Origin of the sequence: Kitasatospora sp. NPDC085879 (assembly GCF_040686255.1) — a bacterium.
Lineage (GTDB): Bacteria > Actinomycetota > Actinomycetes > Streptomycetales > Streptomycetaceae > Kitasatospora.
In genome coordinates, this window is sequence record NZ_JBFBJZ010000079.1 from 1 (window position 1) to 21,295 (window position 21,295).

At 72.7% G+C, this 21,295-nt stretch carries 21 protein-coding genes; 12 read left to right on the forward strand and 9 right to left on the reverse strand.

Annotation, left to right across the window (positions count from 1 at the left end):
• Positions 1-208 precede the first annotated feature (208 nt).
• The 8 genes from AB0P35_RS36055 to AB0P35_RS36090 all read left to right on the forward strand — a co-directional run bounded on the left by AB0P35_RS36055 (position 209) and on the right by AB0P35_RS36090 (position 10,669).
• Complete coding sequence (locus tag AB0P35_RS36055; RefSeq protein WP_363519462.1) at positions 209-1,798, forward strand: methylmalonyl-CoA mutase family protein; 1,590 nt, start codon at positions 209-211, stop codon at positions 1,796-1,798.
• Between the two features lie 288 nt (positions 1,799-2,086).
• Positions 2,087-3,277, forward strand: a complete 1,191-nt coding sequence (locus AB0P35_RS36060; protein ID WP_363519516.1) for an amidohydrolase — start codon at positions 2,087-2,089, stop codon at positions 3,275-3,277.
• A gap of 276 nt (positions 3,278-3,553) precedes the next feature.
• The gene (locus tag AB0P35_RS36065) at positions 3,554-4,618 is read left to right on the forward strand and encodes a BMP family ABC transporter substrate-binding protein (RefSeq protein ID WP_363519464.1); all 1,065 of its coding nucleotides are present in this window, start codon (positions 3,554-3,556) and stop codon (positions 4,616-4,618) included.
• Between the two features lie 248 nt (positions 4,619-4,866).
• Entirely contained in the window at positions 4,867-6,471 is a 1,605-nt protein-coding gene (locus tag AB0P35_RS36070) for an ABC transporter ATP-binding protein (protein WP_363519519.1), read from the forward strand.
• 3 nt (positions 6,472-6,474) lie between these two features.
• Entirely contained in the window at positions 6,475-7,629 is a 1,155-nt protein-coding gene (locus AB0P35_RS36075; RefSeq protein ID WP_095874543.1) for an ABC transporter permease, read from the forward strand.
• Positions 7,626-8,891, forward strand: a complete 1,266-nt coding sequence (locus AB0P35_RS36080; protein WP_363519468.1) for an ABC transporter permease — start codon at positions 7,626-7,628, stop codon at positions 8,889-8,891. Before AB0P35_RS36075 ends, AB0P35_RS36080 begins: the two co-directional genes overlap by 4 nt.
• Complete coding sequence (locus AB0P35_RS36085) at positions 8,888-9,283, forward strand: cytidine deaminase (RefSeq protein WP_363519470.1); 396 nt, start codon at positions 8,888-8,890, stop codon at positions 9,281-9,283. The genes AB0P35_RS36080 and AB0P35_RS36085 overlap by 4 nt, the downstream gene beginning before the upstream one ends.
• Positions 9,284-9,391: 108 nt before the next feature.
• Complete coding sequence (locus AB0P35_RS36090) at positions 9,392-10,669, forward strand: thymidine phosphorylase (protein ID WP_095874545.1); 1,278 nt, start codon at positions 9,392-9,394, stop codon at positions 10,667-10,669.
• A gap of 50 nt (positions 10,670-10,719) precedes the next feature.
• On the opposite strand, the gene AB0P35_RS36095 is transcribed toward AB0P35_RS36090, so the two are convergent.
• The gene (locus tag AB0P35_RS36095; RefSeq protein WP_363519472.1) at positions 10,720-11,274 is read right to left on the reverse strand and encodes a Uma2 family endonuclease; all 555 of its coding nucleotides are present in this window, start codon (positions 11,272-11,274) and stop codon (positions 10,720-10,722) included.
• A 28-nt stretch (positions 11,275-11,302) separates the two neighbouring features.
• Complete coding sequence (locus tag AB0P35_RS36100) at positions 11,303-12,613, reverse strand: MFS transporter (RefSeq protein WP_363519475.1); 1,311 nt, start codon at positions 12,611-12,613, stop codon at positions 11,303-11,305.
• A 63-nt stretch (positions 12,614-12,676) separates the two neighbouring features.
• On the opposite strand from AB0P35_RS36100, the gene AB0P35_RS36105 reads away from it, so the two are divergent.
• Positions 12,677-13,633, forward strand: coding sequence for a LysR family transcriptional regulator (locus AB0P35_RS36105; RefSeq protein ID WP_095874548.1), 957 nt, complete (start codon positions 12,677-12,679; stop codon positions 13,631-13,633).
• A gap of 35 nt (positions 13,634-13,668) precedes the next feature.
• Here the strand turns inward: AB0P35_RS36105 and AB0P35_RS36110 are convergent, their stop codons facing one another.
• Both AB0P35_RS36110 and AB0P35_RS36115 read right to left on the reverse strand, forming a co-directional pair.
• Positions 13,669-14,073, reverse strand: a complete 405-nt coding sequence (locus AB0P35_RS36110; protein ID WP_363519478.1) for an SRPBCC domain-containing protein — start codon at positions 14,071-14,073, stop codon at positions 13,669-13,671.
• A complete protein-coding gene (locus tag AB0P35_RS36115; RefSeq protein ID WP_095874550.1) occupies positions 14,070-14,381 on the reverse strand; it encodes a metalloregulator ArsR/SmtB family transcription factor in 312 nt (103 codons plus the stop codon). Before AB0P35_RS36115 ends, AB0P35_RS36110 begins: the two co-directional genes overlap by 4 nt.
• 114 nt (positions 14,382-14,495) lie before the next feature.
• On the opposite strand from AB0P35_RS36115, the gene AB0P35_RS36120 reads away from it, so the two are divergent.
• Both AB0P35_RS36120 and AB0P35_RS36125 read left to right on the forward strand, forming a co-directional pair.
• Positions 14,496-15,641 carry an adenosine deaminase gene (locus tag AB0P35_RS36120; RefSeq protein WP_363519482.1) on the forward strand — a complete coding sequence of 382 codons (1,146 nt, stop codon included), beginning with the start codon at positions 14,496-14,498 and terminating at the stop codon, positions 15,639-15,641.
• A 229-nt stretch (positions 15,642-15,870) separates the two neighbouring features.
• Positions 15,871-16,293 carry a hypothetical protein gene (locus AB0P35_RS36125; RefSeq protein ID WP_095874552.1) on the forward strand — a complete coding sequence of 141 codons (423 nt, stop codon included), beginning with the start codon at positions 15,871-15,873 and terminating at the stop codon, positions 16,291-16,293.
• 70 nt (positions 16,294-16,363) lie between these two features.
• Here AB0P35_RS36125 and AB0P35_RS36130 read toward each other — a convergent pair whose 3' ends face one another.
• The 5 genes from AB0P35_RS36130 to AB0P35_RS36150 form a co-directional block, all read right to left on the reverse strand.
• Positions 16,364-16,546 (reverse strand): PspC domain-containing protein, encoded by a 183-nt coding sequence (locus AB0P35_RS36130; RefSeq protein ID WP_095874553.1) that lies wholly within the window; start codon positions 16,544-16,546, stop codon positions 16,364-16,366.
• Positions 16,547-16,797: 251 nt separating this feature from the next.
• Entirely contained in the window at positions 16,798-17,442 is a 645-nt protein-coding gene (locus tag AB0P35_RS36135; protein WP_363519485.1) for a VanZ family protein, read from the reverse strand.
• A gap of 55 nt (positions 17,443-17,497) precedes the next feature.
• Complete coding sequence (locus AB0P35_RS36140) at positions 17,498-17,767, reverse strand: hypothetical protein (protein ID WP_363519488.1); 270 nt, start codon at positions 17,765-17,767, stop codon at positions 17,498-17,500.
• Entirely contained in the window at positions 17,764-19,251 is a 1,488-nt protein-coding gene (locus AB0P35_RS36145) for a HAMP domain-containing sensor histidine kinase (protein WP_363519491.1), read from the reverse strand. Before AB0P35_RS36145 ends, AB0P35_RS36140 begins: the two co-directional genes overlap by 4 nt.
• Positions 19,252-19,298: 47 nt before the next feature.
• Positions 19,299-19,976: a response regulator transcription factor gene (locus AB0P35_RS36150; RefSeq protein ID WP_363519494.1), complete on the reverse strand. Its 678-nt coding sequence runs from the start codon at positions 19,974-19,976 to the stop codon at positions 19,299-19,301.
• Positions 19,977-20,244: 268 nt separating this feature from the next.
• On the opposite strand from AB0P35_RS36150, the gene AB0P35_RS36155 reads away from it, so the two are divergent.
• Positions 20,245-21,189: a SigE family RNA polymerase sigma factor gene (locus AB0P35_RS36155; RefSeq protein ID WP_363519497.1), complete on the forward strand. Its 945-nt coding sequence runs from the start codon at positions 20,245-20,247 to the stop codon at positions 21,187-21,189.
• Positions 21,190-21,295: the final 106 nt, after the last annotated feature.

The following is a 21,295-nucleotide window of genomic DNA, read 5'->3' on the forward strand; positions in this document are numbered from 1 at the left end:
CTTCGTTCTGGCCGCCCGGGGCCCCGGCGGGGGGGGGGGGGCGGGGGGCCCCCCCGCCCCCCCGGGGGGGGGGGGGGGGGGGGGGCGGCGCCCCCCCCCCCGCCCCCCCCCCCCCCCCCCCCACGGCCGGGCAGGCCCTAGATTGCGAAGCCGAGCCAGTCCCGTCCGTCCCGGTCCGCGGCCCGGGCCCATGCCACGGAGGAACGCCATGCCGGCCGAGCCCCGCAGGTCCGAGTCCGGGCTGCCGATCGAGCCGCTGTACGGGCCGGAGAGCCTCGCCGGCTGGGATCCCGCGGCCCGGCTGGGCCGACCGGGGGAGTACCCCTTCACCCGGGGCGTCTACCCGACGATGTACACCGGCCGGCCGTGGACGATGCGCCAGTACGCCGGCTTCGGCACCGCCGCCGAGTCCAACGCCCGCTACCGCCGGCTGATCGCCGACGGCACCACGGGCCTGTCCGTCGCCTTCGACCTGCCCACCCAGATGGGCTACGACTCGGACGCCCCGCTCGCGGCCGGCGAGGTCGGCAAGGTCGGCGTGGCGGTCGACAGCGTCGAGGACATGGCCGTGCTGTTCGACGGCATCCCGCTGGGCGAGGTCTCCACCTCGATGACCATCAACGCCCCGGCCGCGGTGCTGCTGCTGCTCTACCAGCTGGTCGGCGAGGCCCAGGGCGTCCCGCCGGCCCGGCTCACCGGCACCGTCCAGAACGACGTGCTCAAGGAGTACATCGCCCGCGGCACCTACATCTTCCCGCCGCGTCCCTCGCTGCGGCTGGTGGCCGACCTCTTCCGGTACTGCCGGGCCGAGATCCCGCGCTGGAACACCATCTCGATCTCCGGCTACCACATGGCCGAGGCCGGGGCCGACCCCGCGCAGGAGATCGCCTTCACCCTCGCCGACGGCATCGAGTACGTGCGTGCCGCCGTCGCCGCCGGCATGGCGGTGGACGACTTCGCGCCGCGGCTCTCCTTCTTCTTCGTCGCCCGCACCACGCTGCTGGAGGAGGTGGCCAAATTCCGCGCCGCCCGGCGGATCTGGGCCCGCGTCATGCGCGAGGAGTTCGGCGCGCGGGACCCGCGCTCGCAGATGCTGCGCTTCCACACCCAGACCGCCGGGGTGCAGCTCACCGCCCAGCAGCCCGAGGTCAACCTGGTGCGGGTCTCCGTGCAGGCGCTGGCCGCGGTGCTCGGCGGCACCCAGTCGCTGCACACCAACAGCTTCGACGAGGCGATCGCGCTGCCCACCGAGAAGGCCGCCCGGCTGGCGCTGCGCACCCAGCAGGTGCTGGCGTACGAGACCGACGTCACCGCCACCGTCGACCCGTTCGCCGGCTCCTACGCGGTCGAGCGGATGACCGACGAGACCGAGCAGGCGGTGCTCGCGCTGATGGCCCGGGTGGAGGAGCTGGGCGGCGCGGCCGCCGCGATCGAGCAGGGCCACCAGAAGGCCGCGATCGAGCGCACGGCCTACCGCCTCCAGCAGGAGCAGGACGCCGGCACCCGGACGGTGGTCGGCGTCAACCGGTTCCGGCTGGACGCCGAGGAGCCCTACGAGCCGCTCCGGGTGGACCCGGCGATCGAGGAGCAGCAGGCGCGCCGGCTGGCCCGGCTGCGGGCCGAGCGGGACGGCTCGGCGGTGACCCGCGGCCTGGACGGGCTGCGGCGGGCCGCCGAGGGCGAGGACAACGTGCTGTACCCGATGAAGGAGGCGCTCGCCGCCCGGGCGACGGTCGGCGAGGTGTGCGACGCGCTGCGCGCCGTGTGGGGCACCCACACGCCGGTCGAGCGGTTCTGACCCGCCGTCGGGCGCCGACCCGGACGTCCTGTCAGCGCGGCGGCCGGGCGCCGGGGCGGGGCGGCGTGTCCCCGCGGCGGCGGGGTCGTTGCACAGGGCGATGATCGACCGGGAGGCGGCTGAATCGGAATGTCATACCCACCTGTGCGGCCGCTATGCACCGAAAGGGGCACGACTTCGCGGGAAGCCGGGCCAAATCCCCTCCACCGGCCTACTCTTGTTGAGGTGAACGATCCTCAGCCCGTCGATCGGGCCGCCCTCGCCACCGCCGTCCGCCCCGGCACGGACCTGCGCGCCCGGGTACGAGCGCACGAGGCCGAGCTGATCGCCTTCCGCCGCGATCTTCACCGGCACCCGGAGCTGGGCCGACAGGAGTTCCGCACCACCCGGCTGCTCCGCGAGCGGCTCGTCGCGGCGGGCCTGGTGCCGCGGGTGCTGCCCGGCGGCACCGGGATCACGGTGGACATCGTGCCGCCGGGCACCCCCGAGGGCACCCCGCTGCTGGCGTTCCGGGCGGACATCGACGCACTGCCGATCGACGACGCCAAGGCCGACGTGCCCTACCGCTCGACCCTGCCGGGCCGGGCGCACGCCTGCGGGCACGACGTGCACACCGCGGTGGTGCTGGGCACCGCCCTGGTGCTGGCCGAGGCCTCCGGTGCCGGCGCGCTGCGGCAGCCGGTGCGGCTGGTCTTCCAGCCCGCCGAGGAGGTCATGCCGGGCGGCGCGCTGGACGTCATCAAGGCCGGCGGGATGGACGGCGTCGGCCGGATCTTCGCGGTGCACTGCGATCCCAAGCTCGAGGTCGGCCGGATCGGGCTGAAGGTCGGGGCGATCACCTCGGCCTGCGACCGGCTGCTGCTCTCGCTGGACGGCCCGGGCGGCCACACCGCCCGCCCGCACCTCACCACCGACCTGGTCACCGCGGTCGCCCGGATGGCGGCGGACCTGCCGGCCGCGCTGGGCCGCCGGGTGGACCCGCGCTGGGGGGTCAGCCTGGTGTTCGGCCGGATCGCCGCCGGCTCCGCGCCGAACGCGATCCCGCAGCACGCGGAGCTGGAGGGCACCGTCCGCTGCCTGGAGCTGGCGGGCTGGCGGGAGGCCCCGGAGATCCTCGACGAGCTCATCGCCCGGATCGCCGAGACCCACCGGGCGAAGTGGACGCTCGACTACCACCGCGGGGTGCCGCCGGTGGTCAACGAGCACACCTCGATCGCCCAGCTGGAGCGGGCGATGATCGCCCGCTTCGGGGACGGCGACGGCCCGGTCGTGGAGGACACCGAGCAGAGCCTCGGCGGCGAGGACTTCTCCTGGTACCTGGAGCACGCCCCGGGCGCGCTGGCCCGCCTCGGCGTCCGGGCCCCGCACGAGAAGGGCGTCCGCGACCTGCACCAGGGCCGGTTCGACGTCGACGAGCGGTCGATCGGCATCGGGGTGGAGCTGTTCTGCGCGCTGGCGCTGGAGTACGGCGGCGTCTGAAACCCACCGGGTACGGACGGTCGGGGCCGCGTCGGACGGGTGTCCGGCGCGGCTTCCTCCTGTCGTGCACGCATCGGCGTAGTGTGGTGGTCGAATATCACTCGGTAGTGACATCGCGTTGAACAAAGGTGGCGGTCTGTCCGGGTTCATCCTGGCAGATGACCACATTTTGATAACAACCCGAATGCCTCCGCAGGCCGTAACACAACCGTGTTCTACGCGCGTTACGGTGGCGCTCGACCACGCCAAACGGGTGTGTGAGAAGGAGATACTCCCTTGCGCCGTTCACTGAAGCTCGCCGCGGTAGTGCTCTCGGGTTCCCTGGGCATCGCCTCGCTCGCCGCTTGCGGCGCAAAGAGCACTGACAACAACACCTCGTCCGGTTCCTCCTCCGGCGCCTCCGGCGTCAAGGTCGGCATGGCCTACGACATCGGCGGCCGCGGCGACCAGTCGTTCAACGACTCCGCCGCCCGCGGTCTCGACCAGGCCAAGGACCAGCTCGGCGTCCAGGTCACCGAGGCCGAGGCCAAGACCGGTGAGGCCGAGGCCGACAAGGAGGCCCGCCTCAAGTCGCTGGTCAGCGCCGGCTACAACCCGGTCATCGCGGTCGGCTTCGTCTACCAGGCCGCCGTCGAGAAGGTCGCCAAGGAGAACCCGAACGTCAAGTTCGCGATCATCGACTCCGCCTCCGACACCCAGCCGAGCAACGTCACCTCGCTGACCTTCTCGGAGCAGGAGGGCTCGTACCTCGCCGGCGTGGCCGCCGCCTCCAAGAGCAAGGCCAAGCACATCGGCTTCATCGGCGGTGTGCAGTCCGAGCTCATCAAGAAGTTCGAGGCCGGCTACAAGGCGGGCGCCAAGTCCGTCGACTCGAACATCGTGGTGGAGACCACCTACCTCACCACCCCGCCGGACTTCAGCGGCTTCAACGACCCGGGCAAGGGCAAGGAAGCCGCGCAGGGCCAGCTGGACAAGGGTGCGGACGTCATCTACTCCGCCGCCGGCTCCTCCGGCAACGGCTCCATCGAGGCCGTCGCCTCCAAGGGCAAGTGGGCCATCGGCGTCGACTCCGACCAGGCCACCCAGCCCGCGCTGTCGAAGTACAAGGCCAACATCCTGACCTCCATGGTCAAGAACGTGAACGTGGCCGTCTTCGACTACATCAAGGCGTACAAGGACGGCAACCCGCTGACCGGCGTCAAGAACTTCGACCTGAAGGCCGAGGGCGTCTCGCTGGCCCAGACCGGCGGCTTCCTGAAGGACATCCAGCCGAAGCTCGACGCCGCCACCCAGGCGATCACCTCCGGCGCCACCAAGATCCCCACCACCCCGGAGAACTGATCCGACGCTCCTGACCACCGCCCCCTGCCGGCGGTGGCACCGGGGCCGACGAACGTCACCGGAGGGCCCGGCGGGGCGCGCAGGACGCGTCCCGCCGGGCCCCGCCCGTTCCACCCACAGACAGAACACCCGGCACTCCGGCGCAACGGTGCGCACGACGACTTCAGGAGATCGCCATCACCGCTTCCGATCCCGCTCTCGACCCGAGCGGCACCCCCAGCGCGGGGACGGCGACACCGGCCGTCGAACTGCGCGGCATCACCAAGCGCTTCCCCGGCGTCGTGGCCAACCACGACATCGACATCACCGTGCGACGCGGCACCGTGCACGCCCTGATGGGCGAGAACGGCGCCGGAAAGTCCACCCTGATGAAGATCCTCTACGGCATGCAGAAGCCGGACGAGGGCACCATCGGCATCAACGGCAAGCAGGTCCAGCTCAACACCCCCGCCGACGCCATCGACCTCGGCATCGGCATGGTGCACCAGCACTTCATGCTCGCGGACAACCTGACCGTCTGGGAGAACATCGTTCTCGGCGGCGAGAAGCTCCACGGCATGGGGGCCAAGGCCAAGGCCAAGATCCAGGAGATCTCCGACCAGTACGGCCTGGGCGTGCGCCCGGACGCCCTGGTCGAGGACCTGGGTGTCGCCGACCGGCAGCGCGTGGAGATCCTCAAGGTCCTCTACCGCGGCGCCAACATCCTGATCCTGGACGAGCCCACCGCCGTCCTGGTGCCGCAGGAGGTGGACGCGCTCTTCGACAACCTCCGCGAGCTCAAGGCGGAGGGCGTCACCGTCATCTTCATCTCGCACAAGCTGCACGAGGTGCTCGCCGTCGCGGACGCGATCAGCGTCATCCGCCGCGGCACCACCGTCGGCGACGCCGACCCCAAGACCGTCACCGCCCGCCAGCTCGCCGAGCTGATGGTCGGCGCCGAGCTCCCCTCGCCGGAGAGCCGCGTCTCCACCGTCACCGAGGACGAGATGCTCCGCGTGGACGGCCTGCGGATCGCCAAGACCGACGCCGAGGGCATCGAGCGCGTCGTCCTCGACGACGTCTCGCTGCGCATCCGCCGCGGCGAGATCCTCGGCATCGCCGGCGTCGAGGGCAACGGCCAGGCCGAGCTCGTCGAGGCCATCATGGGCATGCTGCCGCTCGACGCGGGCACCGTCACCCTGAACGGCAAGGACGTCACCGGCGCGCAGACGCGCTCCCGCCGCGAGGCCGGCATCGGCTACATCCCCGAGGACCGCCACCGGCACGGCCTGCTGCTGGAGGCCCCGCTCTGGGAGAACCGCATCCTCGGCCACGTCAGCGAGACCCCCAACTCCAGGGGCGTCCTGCTCGACCCGGCCGGCGCCCGCAAGGACACCCAGCGGATCGTCGAGGAGTACGACGTCCGCACCCCCGGCATCGAGGTCACCGCGGCCTCCCTCTCCGGCGGCAACCAGCAGAAGCTGATCATCGGCCGCGAGATGAGCCACAGCCCCAAGCTGCTGGTCGCGGCCCACCCGACCCGCGGCGTGGACGTCGGCGCCCAGGCGCAGATCTGGGAGCAGATCCGCAAGGCCCAGCGCGAGGGCCTCGCCGTCCTGCTGATCTCCGCCGACCTCGACGAGCTGATCGGCCTCTCCGACACCATCCGGGTGATCTACCGCGGCCGCCTGGTCGCCGACGCCGACCCGGCCACCGTCACCGCCGAGGACCTCGGCACCGCGATGACCGGCGCCGCCCGCGGCCACATCGAGTCCGAGCCCGATGCCGTCGCCGAGGAACGGGCCGTCGCGGCCGAGGGCACCGAGGCCACGTCCGACCAGACCGCCGACGGCGACACGCAGGCGGGGGAGTAATCCATGACCAGTCCCAACCCGGCCGCCAAGCGATCGTTCGCCTCGCGGTTCGACGGCGAGAAGATCCTGCTCGCCCTGGCCGCCCCGGTGCTGGCCGTCCTGCTCTCGCTGGTGATCTGCTCCGCCCTGCTGGCGGTCTCCGGCAAGGACCCGTTCGACGCCTTCGACGTGATGATCCGGTACGGCACCGCCTCCGACGGCCAGGTGCTGACCCTCAACCGGGCCACCGTCTACTACGTCGCCGGTTGTGCCGCGGCGTTCGGCTTCCGGATGAACCTGTTCAACATCGGCGTCGAGGGCCAGTACCGCCTCGGCGTGCTGTTCGCCGCCTACGTCGGCAGCCAGGTCGACCTGCCGTCCTTCATCCAGATCCCGCTGCTGCTCGTCACCGCCATGCTCGTCGGCGGCCTGTGGGCCAGCGTCGCCGGCCTGCTCAAGGTCTACCGCGGCGTCAGCGAGGTCATCTCGACCATCATGCTGAACGCGATCGCCACCGCCGTCGTCGGCCTGCTGCTCATCCCCGGCCGCTTCGCGCCGGCGAAGAGCGCCAACGCCAACGCGATCCAGACCGCCCCGGTCTCCGAGTCGAGCCACTTCTTCTCGATCGAGACCGCCGGCGGCACCCTGTGGGGCTTCATCTTCGTCGCGATCCTGATCGGTGTGCTGTTCCAGTTCACGCTGACCCGCACCCGGTTCGGCTTCGACCTGCGCGCCACCGGCCGCTCGGAGACCGCGGCCAAGGCCTCCGGCGTCAACGTCAAGCGCATGGTGCTGACCAGCATGGCGGTGTCCGGTGCCATCGCCGGTCTCATCGGCATCCCGGAGCTGCTGCAGAGCTCGTTCTACTTCGGCCAGAGCATCCAGCTGAACCTGGGCTTCATCGGCATCTCGGTGGCGCTGCTCGGCCGGAACAGCCCGATCGGCATCGCCTTCTCGGCGCTGCTCTTCGCCTTCCTCGACGTCTCCGGCACGCAGCTCCCGCTGCACGGCGACTACCCGCAGGAGATCGTCCTCGTCATGCAGGGCACCATCGTGATCTGCGTCGTCGTCGCCTACGAGCTGGTGCGCCGCTACGGCCTCAAGCGCCAGCAGCAGAAGGTCGGCGCCGAGCTCGCCGCCCAGGCCGCCGCGGCCGCCAACAAGGAGGTTGCCGCGTGAGCACCGCCACCACCGCCCGGCCGAAGACGCCGGGAGCACCGACCAAGAAGTCGAAGATCACCTGGCCGATCGTCCTCCTGCTGATCGCGGGCGCGCTCGTCCTGGTCTCCGCGGTCGGCGCGGCCACCGGCAACCACGGCCTGACCGCCTCCGGCCAGATCAACGCCGCCCTCGGCGCCGCCGTCCCGATCGCGATGGCCGGTCTCGGCGGTCTGTGGTCGGAGCGGGCCGGCGTGGTCAACATCGGCCTCGAAGGCATGATGGTCGCCGGCACCTTCTGCGGTGCCTGGGTCGGCTTCCTGGTCAACCCCTGGGTCGGCCTGCTGGCCGGCATGGCCGGCGGCGCGCTCGGCGGTCTGCTGCACGCGCTGGTCACCGTCACCTTCGGTGTCGACCACATCGTCTCCGGTGTCGGCATCAACCTGCTGATCCCGGGCATCTGCGCCTACGTCAACCGGATCTACTACCGGGACTACGTGGCGAACGGCGCCGGCGCCAACCAGTCGCCGCCCGCCGACTCGCTGCCCACCATCACGATCCCCGGGCTGTCGGACTGGCTGAACGACATCGAGGCCCACCACTGGTTCCTGGTCTCCGACGTGGCCGGCATCGTCGGCGGTGTGGTCACCGACCTGTCGGTGGTCATCCTGATCGCCGCGGCGCTGATCGTCGCCAGCTACTTCCTGCTCTGGCGCACCGTCTTCGGCCTGCGGCTGCGTTCCTGCGGTGAGAACCCGACCGCCGCCGAGTCGCTGGGCGTCAACGTCTACAAGTACAAGTACTTCGCGGTCATCGCCTCGGGCGCGTTCGCCGGTCTCGCCGGCGCGTACCTCTCGCTGGTCGCGGCGCACTTCTACAAGGACGGCCAGACCCAGGGCCGAGGCTTCATCGGCCTCGCCGCGATGATCTTCGGCAACTGGATGCCGGGCGGCCTCGCCGTCGGCTCGGGCCTGTTCGGCTTCACCGACAGCCTCCAGCTGCGCGACGCGGACAACGTCCACGTCCTGCTGCTGGTCATCGCGCTCGCCATGGGCCTGCTCGCGATGTGGCACGGCTACCGCCGCAAGTACACCACCGCGGTGATCAGCCTGGTGGTCGCCGGCGGCCTCGGCCTCTGGTACGCCCTGACCGACTCGGTGGAGCGCCCGCTGATCGTCGCCACGCCGTACGTGATCACCCTGGTCGTGCTCGCGCTGGCCTCGCAGCGTCTGCGTCCGCCGAAGGCCGACGGCCAGATCTACCGCAAGGGCGAAGGCAAGTGACGACCGCACCGGCACCCGACTGGGAGGCACTGCGGGAGGCAGCGCGCGCCGCGATGGCGCACGCCTACGCCCCCTACAGCAAGTTCCCGGTCGGGGCGGCGGCCCTGGTCGACGACGGCCGGATCGTCACCGGCTGCAACGTGGAGAACGCCTCGTACGGACTCGGCCTGTGCGCCGAGTGCGGCCTGGTCTCCGCGCTGCACGCCAGTGGCGGCGGCCGGCTGACCGCCTTCACCTGCGTGGACGGCGCCGGCACCCTGCTGATGCCGTGCGGCCGCTGCCGCCAGCTGCTGTACGAGCACGGCGGGCCCGAGCTGCTGGTCGACCTGCCCTCCGGGGTGAAGAGCATGGACGAGGTCCTGCCGGACGCGTTCGGCCCGGAGCGGCTCTAGCACGTCCCGTTGTTACGCGCGTAGAGTGTCGCGGAGGGCCCGATCGGGGGCCTCCGCGGCACTCTTCGCTTTCCCGCACCTGAGCACCCTGCACCTCTTGGAGATCCCATGGACGCCCCCTCCGTCATCCGGACCAAGCGCGACCGCGGAGAGCTGACCGACGCCCAGATCGACTGGGTGATCGACGCCTACACCCGCGGCGAGGTCGCCGACGAGCAGATGTCGGCCCTCGCCATGGCCATCCTGCTGAACGGCATGAACCTGCGGGAGATCAGCCGCTGGACGGACGCCATGATCCGCTCCGGCGTCCGGATGGACTTCTCCTCGCTCGGCGTGCCCACCTCCGACAAGCACTCCACGGGCGGCGTCGGCGACAAGATCACCCTGCCGCTCGCCCCGCTGGTCGCCGCCTGCGGCGCCGCCGTCCCGCAGCTCTCCGGCCGCGGCCTCGGCCACACCGGCGGCACCCTCGACAAGCTGGAGTCCATCCCCGGCTGGCGCGCCCTGCTCTCCAACGAGGAGATGCTCCAGGTGCTGAACGACACCGGCGCGGTCATCTGCGCCGCCGGCGACGGCCTGGCGCCCGCCGACAAGAAGCTCTACGCGCTGCGCGACGTCACCGGCACCGTCGAGGCCATCCCGCTGATCGCCTCCTCGATCATGTCCAAGAAGATCGCCGAGGGCACCGGCGCGCTCGTCCTGGACGTCAAGGTCGGCTCCGGCGCCTTCATGAAGAACCTCGGCGACGCCCAGGAGCTCGCCCGCACCATGGTCGGCCTCGGCAAGGCGGCCGGCGTCAACACCGTCGCCCTGCTCACCGACATGTCCACCCCGCTCGGCCTCACCGCGGGCAACGCGCTGGAGGTCCGCGAGTCGGTCGAGGTGCTGGCCGGCGGCGGCCCCGCGGACGTCGTCGAACTCACCCTCGCGCTCGCCCGGGAGATGCTCGACGCGGCCGGCGTGCACGGCAAGGACCCGGCCGACGCGCTGCGCGACGGCTCCGCCATGGACCACTGGCGCCGCATGATCGCCGCCCAGGGCGGCGACGTCGACGCCCCGCTGCCGGTCGCCCGCGAGCAGCACGTGATCGCCGCCCCCGCGTCCGGTGTGCTCACCGCCCTCGACGCGTACGCCGTCGGCGTCTGCGCCTGGCGCCTGGGCGCCGGCCGCGCCCGCAAGGAGGACCCGGTGCAGGCCGGCGCCGGCGTCGAGATGCACGCCAAGCCGGGCGACACCGTGGTGGCGGGCCAGCCGCTGCTGACCCTGCACACCGACACCCCCGAGCGCTTCGACTACGCGATCGAGGCCCTCAAGGACGGCGTCACCGTCGCCGCCGAGGGCACCGTCTTCACCCCGAACCCGATCGTCCTCGACCGCATCGCCTGATCCGCACCGCCCCATCCGCCGCCCCGGGGCTGCCGGCGCCCGCCTGTCCGTCAGGCGTACGTCAGCAGCCCCGAGGTGTCGATTCGCCAGGGTCCGACGGTCACCGTGTCGCCGAAGGCGAAGTGCGTCCGCGAGACGTACCCGGGCTCGTCGTGCACGATGCCGGTGCCCTTCCGGGGGTCGACCAGCAGGTAGAGCGGGATGCCCATGGCCGCGTAGTCGCGGACCTTCGCCCCGTAGTCGTTCTCCGGGTTGGACTTGGAGACGATCTCGACCACGAGCAGTACCTCGTGCGGGAGTACGGCCGGCTGGCCGCCCTCCAAGGTGGCTTCGGGGAAGACCATGAGGTCCGGGCAGCGCAGCCGGCCGAGGCCTGCATCCTCCAGGTCTGCGCCCGGGTGCGCGAGGTAGCGGGGGTGAGTGTCGGGAAGCTGGGCGTTGAGCTGGCGGCCGATCCGATGCACTGCCAACTCATGGCGCTCCATCGGCGACATCGCCACGACGATCTCGCCGTTCGCGATCTCGACCTTCCCTATCCCCGGTACCTTCGGCAGCCGGTCGGCGATCTCGCGCAGCCGGGCGTACTCAGCCGGATCGATGCCCATGCCCGGAGCTTGGCTCCGGCCCAGGTCCTCAGCGGGCGGCCGCGAGGGTGCGGCGTTCGAGGACGGCGCGGCGGGTGGCGTAGAGGGTGACGCCGGCCGCGAGGGTCATCGCGGTGAGGCCGACGGCGGCGGCGCCGGACCAGCCGGTGGAGTGGTAGGCGTCGGCGCCGATCGTGCCGCCGAGGCTGTTGCCCAGGTAGTAGGCGATCAGGTACAGCGCGGAGGCTTGGGCCCGGCCCTCGGTCGCCGTCCGGCCGACGGAGGACGAGGCGGTGGCGTGCCCGGCGAAGAAGCCGGCGGTGATCAGGACGAGGCCGAGCAGCGCGGCCGGCAGTGAGCCCGCCAGCGAGAGCAGCAGCCCCGCGGTGGTGAGGCCGATCGCCGTGTAGAGGGTGCCGCGGCGGCCCAGCCGGCCGACCAGCTTCCCGGCGAAGGCCGAGGAGGCGGTGCCCACCAGGTAGACCACGAAGATCGAGGCGGCCACCGACTGCGGCAGGTCGAAGGGCGCGGCGACCAGCCGGTACCCGACGGTGTTGTAGACGGCGCCGAACACCGCCATGAAGAGCATGCCCAGCGCGTACAGCCGCAGCAGCAGCGGGTTCCGCAGGTGGGTGCCGACCGTTCGGGCCAGCGCCCGGGCGTCGACCGGGGCGGGGGTGAAGTTCCGAGCCGCCGGGATCAGCGCCCGGAAGGCGATCACCGAGAGCACCGCGAGCAGGGCCGAGACGGCGAGGCCCCAGCGCCAGCCCCAGGCGGCGGCCGCCCACCCCGAGACCAGCCGGCCGCTCATCCCGCCGATGGAGTTGCCGGCCACGTACAGGCCCATCGCCGAGCCCAGCGCGCTCGGATGGACCTCCTCCGCGAGGTAGGCCATCGCGGTGGCGGGCAGTCCGGCGAGCGCCGCGCCCTGCAGCACCCGCAGCACCACGAGGGTGGTGAGGTCCGGGGCGAAGGGCAGCGCCAGCGCGAGGACGGCCGCGGAGGCGATCGAGACGGTCATCACCGCCGTCCGGCCGTACCGGTCGGAGAGCGCACTGGCGGGCAGCAGGGCGAGCGCCAGGCCGAGGGTGGCCGCCGAGGCCGTCCAGCTCGCCTGACCGGGGGTCAGGTTCAGGTCGGCGGAGAGGATCGGCAGCAGGCCCTGCGTGGAGTACAGCAGGACGAACGTGGCCACACCGGCGGCGAACAGGGCCAGGTTGGCGCGCCGGAAGGCGCGGTCCCCCGGCCGGAGGCGGCGGTCGGCGGCGGCAGCGGAGGCGGAGTCGGCGGCGAGAGGGGACGACGGTGTGAGGGCACCCGGCAGCGTGGCCGCGGATGCCCCGGTACTGGCGGGCGACATGCCTCGAACGTAGGCCCCGCCGAGTTGATGCGTCCAATACATGAATCGTGGAGAATCCATGCCATGACGCATGACAGCAGCTCACCGCCGCTGCGCCTGGCCGAGCTGGACCCGGAGTCGGCCGTGGTCCGCCTCACACCGCAGCTGGCCCAGTTCGCCGCGGTCGCGCGACTGGAACACGTCACCCAGGCGGCGCAGCTGCTGGGCATGCCGCAGCCGACGCTCTCCCGGGCGGTGGCGCGCCTGGAGACCGAACTCGGGGTGGACCTGCTGGCCCGTCAGGGGCGGACGGTGCGGCTCACCCGCGCCGGCCGGCTGCTGCTCGCCTCCGCCGAACGGGCCCTGGCCGAGCTGGAGCGCGGCGCCGAGGCCGCCCGCGCCGAGGCCGACCCTGCGGCGGGCCGGGTGGCCTTCGGATTCCTCCACACCATGGGGACGGAGGCGGTGCCCGCCCTGCTGCGGGACTTCCGCTCCACGCACCCGCGGATCCGCTTCCAACTGGTGCAGGACTACGTGGCGGCGATGCTGGAGCGGCTGCGCGCCGGCGAACTCGACCTCTGCCTGGTCTCGCCGCTGCCCGACGCGCCGGACCTCACCGCCCGGCACCTCGACGAGCAGCGGCTGCCGCTGGCCGTCCCGGCCGACCACCGGCTGGCCGGACGGCGCAGGGTCCGGCTGGCGGAGGTCGCCGAGGAGCCGTTCGTCGCGGTGGAGGAGGGCTACGGGCTCCGCCTGATCACCGACGCCTTCTGCGCGGAGGCCGGCTTCACACCGCGGATCGCCTTCGAGGGCGAGGAGGCGGAGACGCTGCGCGGCCTGGTCGCGGCCGGGCTCGGGGTGGCGCTGCTGCCGCCGGCCCTGGTGCCCCGCCCGGGGGTGGTGGAGCTGGAGGTCACCGCACCGCGCACCCGCCGGGCGATCGGCCTCGCCTGGGTGGCCGGCCGGCCGCTGACGCCGCCGGCCGCCGCCTTCCGCGACTTCGTGCTGTCCCGCAAGGGAGCACTGCTGGGCCGGCACTAGGAAGGCTCACCCAGGAGCGCCCGGGGGCCCGGGTGTCAGGCGGCCAGGACGGTGTCGAGCCGGTCCAGGACGTGGAGCCAGCCCTTGCCCATGCCGTCGAGGGCGGCGCGGCCGAGCGGCGAGTCCAGGTCGAAGCCTGCGTGTTCGAGGAGGAGCCGGGTGCCGCGGCCCTCGGGGACGAGCCGCCAGGTGATGACGGTGTCCAGATTGCCCTCGGCGAAGGTGTAGCGCAGCAGCCGCTCCTCCTCGACCGCGGTCACCTCGCACCGCTGGCTGCCCCAGGGGCCCATGTCCAGCTCGAAGCGGTGCCCGACCACCGGCCGCACGTCGCCGGCCGCCCACCAACGGGCGTGCAGCTCGGGGTCGGTGAGGGCGCGCCAGACGGCGGCGGGCGGGTGCGGCAGGTAGCGGTCGCAGTGGACGGTGTCGGAGTCGGTCACGGTCTCTCCTCGTCGAGCAGGTCGCTGAGGGCGCGCAGCCGGTCGCGCCAGTAGTGTTCGAACGGATGCAGCCAGTCCCCGACCTCGGCGAGCGGTGCCGCGTCGAGGTGGTACCAGCGCTGCCGGCCGCGGGGCTCCTCGCGGACCAGCCCGGCCAGCCGCAGCACCTGGAGGTGTTCGGAGACGGCCGGCCGGCTGAGGTCGAAACGGCCCGCCAGGTCGTTGACCGGGCGCGGGCCCTCCAGCAGGGCGGCGAGCAGGGCGCGCCGCACGGGGTTGGCGAGTGCGCCGAAGACGTCCGTTGCCATGGCCGGACGATACGTCGGGATTCTCCGACACGTCAAGCGTCGGAAAATTCCTACATGGCGACACGCCCGGCGATCCGAGTAGGAATCTACGCGCGTAGGAGCTACACTCCGGCAATGGAGAAGCAGATCCCTGCCACCGCGGGCACCACAGGCCCCCGCATTCCCACCGCCGACCAGATCGCCCGTGCCCCGAAGGTGCTCCTGCACGACCACCTCGACGGCGGGCTGCGTCCGGAGACCGTCGTCGAACTCGCCGCCGCCTGCGGCTACGAGGGCCTCCCCAGCACCGACCCGGTCAAGCTCGGCGAGTGGTTCCGCGAGGCCGCCGACTCCGGCTCGCTGGTGCGCTACCTGGAGACCTTCGCCCACACCTGCGCGGTGATGCAGACCCGCGAGGCGCTGATCAAGGTCGCCGCCGACTGCGCCGAGGACCTCGCCGCCGACGGCGTCGTCTACGCCGAGGTCCGCTACGCCCCCGAGCAGCACCTGGAGGCCGGCCTCACCCTCGACGAGGTCGTCGAGGCCGTCAACGAGGGCTTCCGCCTCGGCGAGGCCAACGCCCGCGCCGCCGGCCGCCGGATCCGCGTCGGCACCCTGCTGACCGCCATGCGGCACGCCGCCCGCTCCACCGAGATCGCCGAACTCGCCAACCGCTACCGCGACCAGGGCGTGGTCGGCTTCGACATCGCCGGCGCCGAGGCGGGCCACCCGCCCACCCGGCACCAGGCCGCATTCGACTACCTCAAGGGCGAGAACAACCACTTCACCATCCACGCCGGCGAGGCCTTCGGTCTGCCGTCGATCTGGGAGGCCCTGCAGTGCTGCGGCGCCGACCGGCTCGGCCACGGCGTGCGGATCGTCGACGACATCACCGTCGCCGAGGACGGCTCCGTGGAGCTCGGCCGGCTCGCCGCCTACGTGCGCGACAAGCGCGTCCCGCTGGAGATGTGCCCCACCTCCAACCTGCAGACCGGCGCCGCCGCGTCCTACACCGAGCACCCGATCGGGCTGCTCAGCCGACTGAAGTTCCGGGTCACCGTCAACACCGACAACCGGCTGATGAGCGGCACCAGCATGAGCCGCGAGTTCGAGCACCTGGTCGAGGCCTTCGGCTACAGCCTGGGCGACATGGAGTGGTTCACCGTCAACGCGATGAAGTCGGCCTTCCTGCCCTTCGACGAGCGCCTCGCCATGATCAACGACGTGATCAAGCCGGGCTACGCCGAGCTCAAGGCGGAGTGGCTGTTCGCCGGCGCCTGAGCCGTGGGGGGAGTGCCTCCGGCTCCCGGATCTCCGGGCGGAGGCGGGACCGTCGCCGGGGCCCCGCCTCCGTCCGGGTTGTCTGACTAATCAGTCCTGTGGGTGACGCTCCGTTGATCCGCATTCGATGTTCTCACTACGGTGTGCCAGTCACTGCTGACCCGGTGTGACGGTGGGCGGCCCCCGGGGCGGTCGGGCCGGGCACCGACGAGGACTCGAGGACCAACGCATGAAGCAGGCAACTCTGAAGGCCGCAGGCACCGCCGCTCTGGGCGTCGCGATCGCCGCAGCGGCCGCAGGCACCGCCTCCGCCGCCGCCCCCGGCGGGCTCGGGCTCCCGACCAGTGCGCTGACCAACCCCGGTCTGACCAACGCGGTGCCCGGTGCCGTTCAGAAGGTGCCCGGCGGCGGCGAGGTCACCCAAGCCGTCGGCACCCTCAACCCCGAGGTCGGCGGCAAGCTGACGCCGGCCGCGCCGGCCGCCCCGGCCGAGGCCCCCGCGATGGAGGCGCCGGCCGCCGACGCCGCCCCGGCGGCCGCGGACCGCGCGCTCCCGCCCGTCCCGGGCGCCCAGGGCCTGGAGAAGACGCCGGTCGGCGGCGTCCTCGGCACCCTCGGCGGCCTCGGCGCCGGCCCCGGCATCGGCGGCTGACACCGGCCGGCACGGCGCACAACGGCGAAGGGCCGCCCCCGCGTCCGCGGAGGCGGCCCTTCGGCGTGGGTCACGGCTCCTGGGGGAGCAGCAGCCAGAGCGCCAGGTAGATCAGGAACTGCGGGCCGGGCAGCAGGCAGGACAGCAGGAAGATGATCCGGACGGTCCACGGGGCGAAGCCGAAGCGCTTGGCCAGCCCGGCGCAGACGCCGGCGATGACGCGGTTGTGGCGGGGGCGGGCGAGCGTGCTCATGATGTGACTCCCGGATCGCGGGCCCGGTCCGGTCCGTCCGGCGGGCATGAATCCATCCTGCTCGGCGTGCCGGCCCGGAACGTCAGCCCCGATAGTGATCCACGCCCCTGACCTCTCACCGGGGAGACGGACGGCCCTCTCAGGGTCCGTCTCGGGGCCACCCCCGAGACGGCCGTCGCCGGGCGGGTGCGCGGGGGCGGGCAACGACTGTGCCGTCACCGGGAGTCGGACCCGGCCCCACCGCGCGGCGGTCAGCGGGTGGTGGGGCTGCCCTGGCCGGTGAGGCGGCCCAGAGGGGCTGCCGGGGCGGAGCGTTCGTACGTCCGGTGCGGCGACGGGGCGGCCCCGCGGCGGGCGGGACGCCGGGCACGCAGCCGGAGCACGGCACGGGCGCCCGGGACGAACAGCAGGTGGCAGACGGCGGCGCCCGCCGTCCCGAGGATGATGTCGTCGACGTTCAGGACGTGCCCGGGCGTCCAGCTCTTGAGGATCTCCAGCCCGGTCGCCAGCAGTGCCGCCCCGCCGACCGTCCGCAGGAAGGACGGCAGCCAGGGCGTGCGCAGCCGCCCGACGGCGATCGGCAGCAGCACCCCGAAGGGCGCCAGCGGCAGGACACCGGCGGCGAGCTGCCGGGCCCCGGCGTAGGCCCCGAAGGACAGCGCCCGGTCGACCGAGGCGAGCGGGGTCAGATTGGCCGGGTAGGTCCAGTTCACCGCGGTGGGTCGCAGCACCAGCCAGGCGAGCAGCACCGCGTAGCCGGCCAGCAGGAGCCGTGCGGTCGTCCGCAGCATGCGGCACGCCTCCGGCGGCGGGGTCCGATCGGTCGGCTCGTCGTCCTCGATCGTGTCGTCCCCGGCCACTGCGCCGGTGCGGGTGGTGGTGCCAAGTCGGTGCACAACCGGGTGGACGCGGTCTCGGCCGCGGACGGTTCCACGGCCGCGCCCGGTCGCCTCAGGGGCAGTGCGAGGCCGAAGCGCTCGGCGTCGGGGTGACGCTGAACAGCGGCGCGGGGCTCTTCGCCGCCACGGACGGCGAGACCGTCGCCGTCCCCGTGGGCGGGGCCGTCGGCGTGCCCGCCTTCGGCACCTGCACCGGGGTCGGGCAGGCCGTACGGCTGGCCGGCGCGCCGGCGTCCACCGGGACCGCCGTCGGCCGGATGCCGCAGCCGGCCGCGGCTCCGGCCAGCAGGACCAGTGCCGCCGCCCTCCGTACCGCGCTCACTCTGCGTCCTCCTGGCTGGGTGGGGTGAGCGGCAGGGTCAGGGTGAAGACCGCGCCGCCCTCCCCGTTGGCGGCCGTGATGGTGCCGCCGTGGATCTGTGCATTGGCCATCGCGATGGACAGCCCGAGGCCGCTGCCCTCGGACCGGGCGCGGCCCTTGTCGGCCTTGTAGAAGCGGTCGAAGACGTGCGGCAGCACCTCCTCGGGGATGCCGGGCCCGCTGTCGCGGACCTCGACCACCACCTGCTCGCCCTCCTGCCGGACGACCACCCGCACCGGGGAGCCGCCGTGCTTCAGGGCGTTGCCGATCAGGTTGGCGAAGACGACGTCCAGGCGGCGCGGGTCGGCCATCAGCCGGACGCCGCGCGGCGCGTCCACCTCGACGGCGTCGTACCAGGCCCGGCCGTCGATGCAGGACATGATCAGGTCGGCTATGTCCACCTCGTCGGCGACCAGCCTGGCCGTGCCGGCGTCGAAGCGGGTCACCTCCATGAGGTTCTCCACCAGGTCGGACAGCCGCCGGGTCTCGCTGACCACCAGCCGCACCGCGGGCTCGATCATCGGGTCGAGCGAGTCCGCCTCGTCCTCCAGGATGTCGGTGACGGCGGTCATCGCGGTGAGCGGCGTGCGCAGTTCGTGCGACATGTCGGCCACGAAGCGGCGGCTCTGCGCCTCGCGCGCGCTCAACTCCTCGACCTGGTGCGACAGCGACTCCGCGGTCCGGTTGAACGTCCGGGCCAGGTCGGCGAGTTCGTCGCCGCCCTCGACCTCCAGCCGGGTGTCCAGCTTGCCCTCGCCGAGCCGCCGGGCGGCCTCGCCGAGCCGGCGCACCGGCCGCAGCACGGTCGAGGAGGCGGCCTGCGCCAGCAGCGCCGAGCCGATCAGCGCCAGCAGCGTGGCGATCGCCAACGACCAGCCCAGCGTGTTGAGATCGGCCCGCTCGTCCTCCAGCGACTTGAACATGTACGCCGTCGGACCGGACGGCACCACCTTCGTCCCGCCGACCAGGAACGGCCGGTTGCCCAGGTTCACCCGCTGCCAGTACAGGTGGTACGGGTACGGGTTGCCCGCGCCGACCTCCCGCTGGGTGGCCACCGCCCGCTGCAGCGACTGCGGCACGGTCTGCAGGGTGAACCGCGACGGGTCGGTGGAGACCGCGCAGCCGGGCTGCGCCGGATCGGTCACCACCACGTCGTAGTTGAGCCCGGAGGAGGCCACCTGCTGAGCCAGGTAGGCGAGTTCCGGGCAGGTCGCCTGCAGCGGCAGGTCCGAGACGTTCCGGGTCAGCGACACCCGGAAGTCGTTCAGCGCGGTGTCCTGGGCGCGCTTGAGGACGGCGTCGCGGTTCAGCCAGTACGCGATGCCGGACGCGGACACCGCGGTGATCAGCGCGACGGCGGCGAACACCGCGATCAGGCGGACCCGGAGCGAGCGCAGCCGCCGCCACGGACGGCGGCGGCGCGGCGGGGTGTGGGGGTCAGTCAACGGGTCTCACAGACGGGAGCGGAGCAGACGGGCGGCCGGGGCGGTCACTACAGGGGCGGGTCCAACCGGTAGCCGACCCCGCGCACCGTGCGGATCAGCGTCGGCGCGGACGGCACGTCCTCGACCTTGGCCCGCAGCCGCTGCACACAGGCGTCCACCAGCCGGGAGTCGCCCAGGTAGTCGTGCTCCCACACCAGCCGCAGCAGCTGCTGCCGGGAGAGCGCCTGGCCCGGCCGGCGGCTCAGCTCCAGCAGCAACCGCAGCTCGGTCGGTGTGAGTTGCAGGTCCTGGCCGTCCTTGGTGACGGTCATCGCCGAGCGGTCGATGACCAGGCTGCCGTAGGTGGACGAGTCGGAGCTCTCCCGTTCGCCCCGGCGCAGCACGGCCCGGATCCGGGCGTCCAGGACGCGCGGCTGCACCGGCTTGACCACGTAGTCGTCGGCGCCGGACTCCAGGCCCACCACCACGTCGATGTCGTCGGAGCGCGCGGTGAGCAGGATGATCGGCAGCTGGTCGGTCCGGCGGATGCGGCGGCACACCTCGAAGCCGTCGATTCCGGGCAGCATGACGTCCAGGACGATGAGGTCCGGCCGCTGCTCCTTGAACAGCTTCAGGCCGTCCTCGCCCGAGGCAGCGGTGGCCACGCGGTGGCCCTGGCGGGTGAGGGCGAGTTCGAGGCCCGTCCGGATGGCGTCGTCGTCCTCGATCAGAAGCAGGAAAGGCACGGGCTCATTCTGGCCCACCCGGGGCCGCAGATCACCCACCCGGGTGGTTGCTGAACGGTCGCGGGAACCGGAGGCGCCGATTCGGACGTCCGGGCGGGTGTGACAGCAGTGTGCCCGGACGCCCCGGCCGCTGTGACAGCCCTGTGACAGTCGACGGACACCGCCATGACGACGGGCGGGCAGGATTTTCCTTGTCGCCGAGAACGACCGGGTGAGACCGGCGGGAACGGCAACGGGGAACCGCACGTACCGACCATGGGGGCGCACGATGAACGCAACGCTTCTGACCCGCAACGCGGCCGTCCGCGCAGCGCGTTCGACCGCGAACCCGCGGACCAGGTACGAGGTGCGGACCGACGAGACGTCCGGTGCCGTGATCGTACGGGGGTGCGCACACCGCACCGGCGCCCACCGCCCCAGCGGCGGCGGGCACGTGGGGGAGCTGTACGGGATCGGCCACAGGGGGAGTGCGGCCGACAGCGGCTCGACCCTGACGCTCCGGGGGATCCTCCCGGTGGGTCAGGGTCGGGGCATCCCGACGGGGGAAGGCCTGCGCGGCGCCGGCTCGGGGGAGCCGGACGCCCGCCAGGCCGCAGGCACCACGCTGCTGCGGCTCACACCCGCAGAGGCCGGTGCCGAGGACGGTCGGCAGGGAGGCGCGCAGGGGGAGTGCTCGACCGAGTCGGCGGACCGCATCGCGGAATTCACCGCCTACGTGCGCGAGCGCCGCGCCTCCCTGTACGCCACCGCGTACCACCTCACCGGTGACCGCTACGAGGCCGAGGACCTGCTGCAGAGCGCGCTCTTCAGCACCTACCGCGCCTGGGACCGGATCACCGACAAGGCCGCGGTCGGGGGCTACCTCCGCCGCACCATGACCAACCTGCACATCTCCGCCTGGCGGCGCCGCAAGGTCAACGAGTACCCGACCGAGGAGCTGCCGGAGACGGCCGGCGACACCGACGCGATGGGCGGCACCGAGCTGCGCACCGTGCTCTGGCAGGCGCTGGCCAAGCTGCCGGAGAACCAGCGGACCATGCTGGTGCTCCGCTACTACGAGGGCCGTACCGACCCGGAGATCGCCGACATCCTCGGCATCAGCGTCGGCACCGTCAAGAGCAGCATCTGGCGCGCGCTGCGCCGGCTGCGCGACGACGAGCAGCTCAACCGGACGGGCGACACCGTGCACGCCTTCGGCGAGCTGGTCGCCTGACACGACAGGACTCCCGTCGGGGGACGGGTGAAGGGGTCGCGGAAGCGCGGAGGCCCACTCGGGGGAGTGGTCGCCGACGGGGGAAGCCCGCAGCCCCGCAACAGCA

Excerpts from the sequence above, each read along its gene's own strand:
- AB0P35_RS36115 (WP_095874550.1), bottom strand. The coding sequence starts at position 14,381 with ATGGCAACGGACGTCTTCGGCGCACTCGCCAACCCCGTGCGGCGCGCC.
- AB0P35_RS36095 (WP_363519472.1), bottom strand. The coding sequence starts at position 11,274 with ATGGGCATCGATCCGGCTGAGTACGCCCGGCTGCGCGAGATCGCCGAC.
- AB0P35_RS36130 (WP_095874553.1), bottom strand. The coding sequence starts at position 16,546 with ATGAGCACGCTCGCCCGCCCCCGCCACAACCGCGTCATCGCCGGCGTC.
- AB0P35_RS36055 (WP_363519462.1), top strand. The coding sequence starts at position 209 with ATGCCGGCCGAGCCCCGCAGGTCCGAGTCCGGGCTGCCGATCGAGCCG.
- AB0P35_RS36155 (WP_363519497.1), top strand. The coding sequence starts at position 20,245 with ATGAACGCAACGCTTCTGACCCGCAACGCGGCCGTCCGCGCAGCGCGT.
- AB0P35_RS36125 (WP_095874552.1), top strand. The coding sequence starts at position 15,871 with ATGAAGCAGGCAACTCTGAAGGCCGCAGGCACCGCCGCTCTGGGCGTC.
- AB0P35_RS36090 (WP_095874545.1), top strand. The coding sequence starts at position 9,392 with ATGGACGCCCCCTCCGTCATCCGGACCAAGCGCGACCGCGGAGAGCTG.
- AB0P35_RS36100 (WP_363519475.1), bottom strand. The coding sequence starts at position 12,613 with ATGTCGCCCGCCAGTACCGGGGCATCCGCGGCCACGCTGCCGGGTGCC.
- AB0P35_RS36120 (WP_363519482.1), top strand. The coding sequence starts at position 14,496 with ATGGAGAAGCAGATCCCTGCCACCGCGGGCACCACAGGCCCCCGCATT.
- AB0P35_RS36105 (WP_095874548.1), top strand. The coding sequence starts at position 12,677 with ATGACGCATGACAGCAGCTCACCGCCGCTGCGCCTGGCCGAGCTGGAC.
- AB0P35_RS36075 (WP_095874543.1), top strand. The coding sequence starts at position 6,475 with ATGACCAGTCCCAACCCGGCCGCCAAGCGATCGTTCGCCTCGCGGTTC.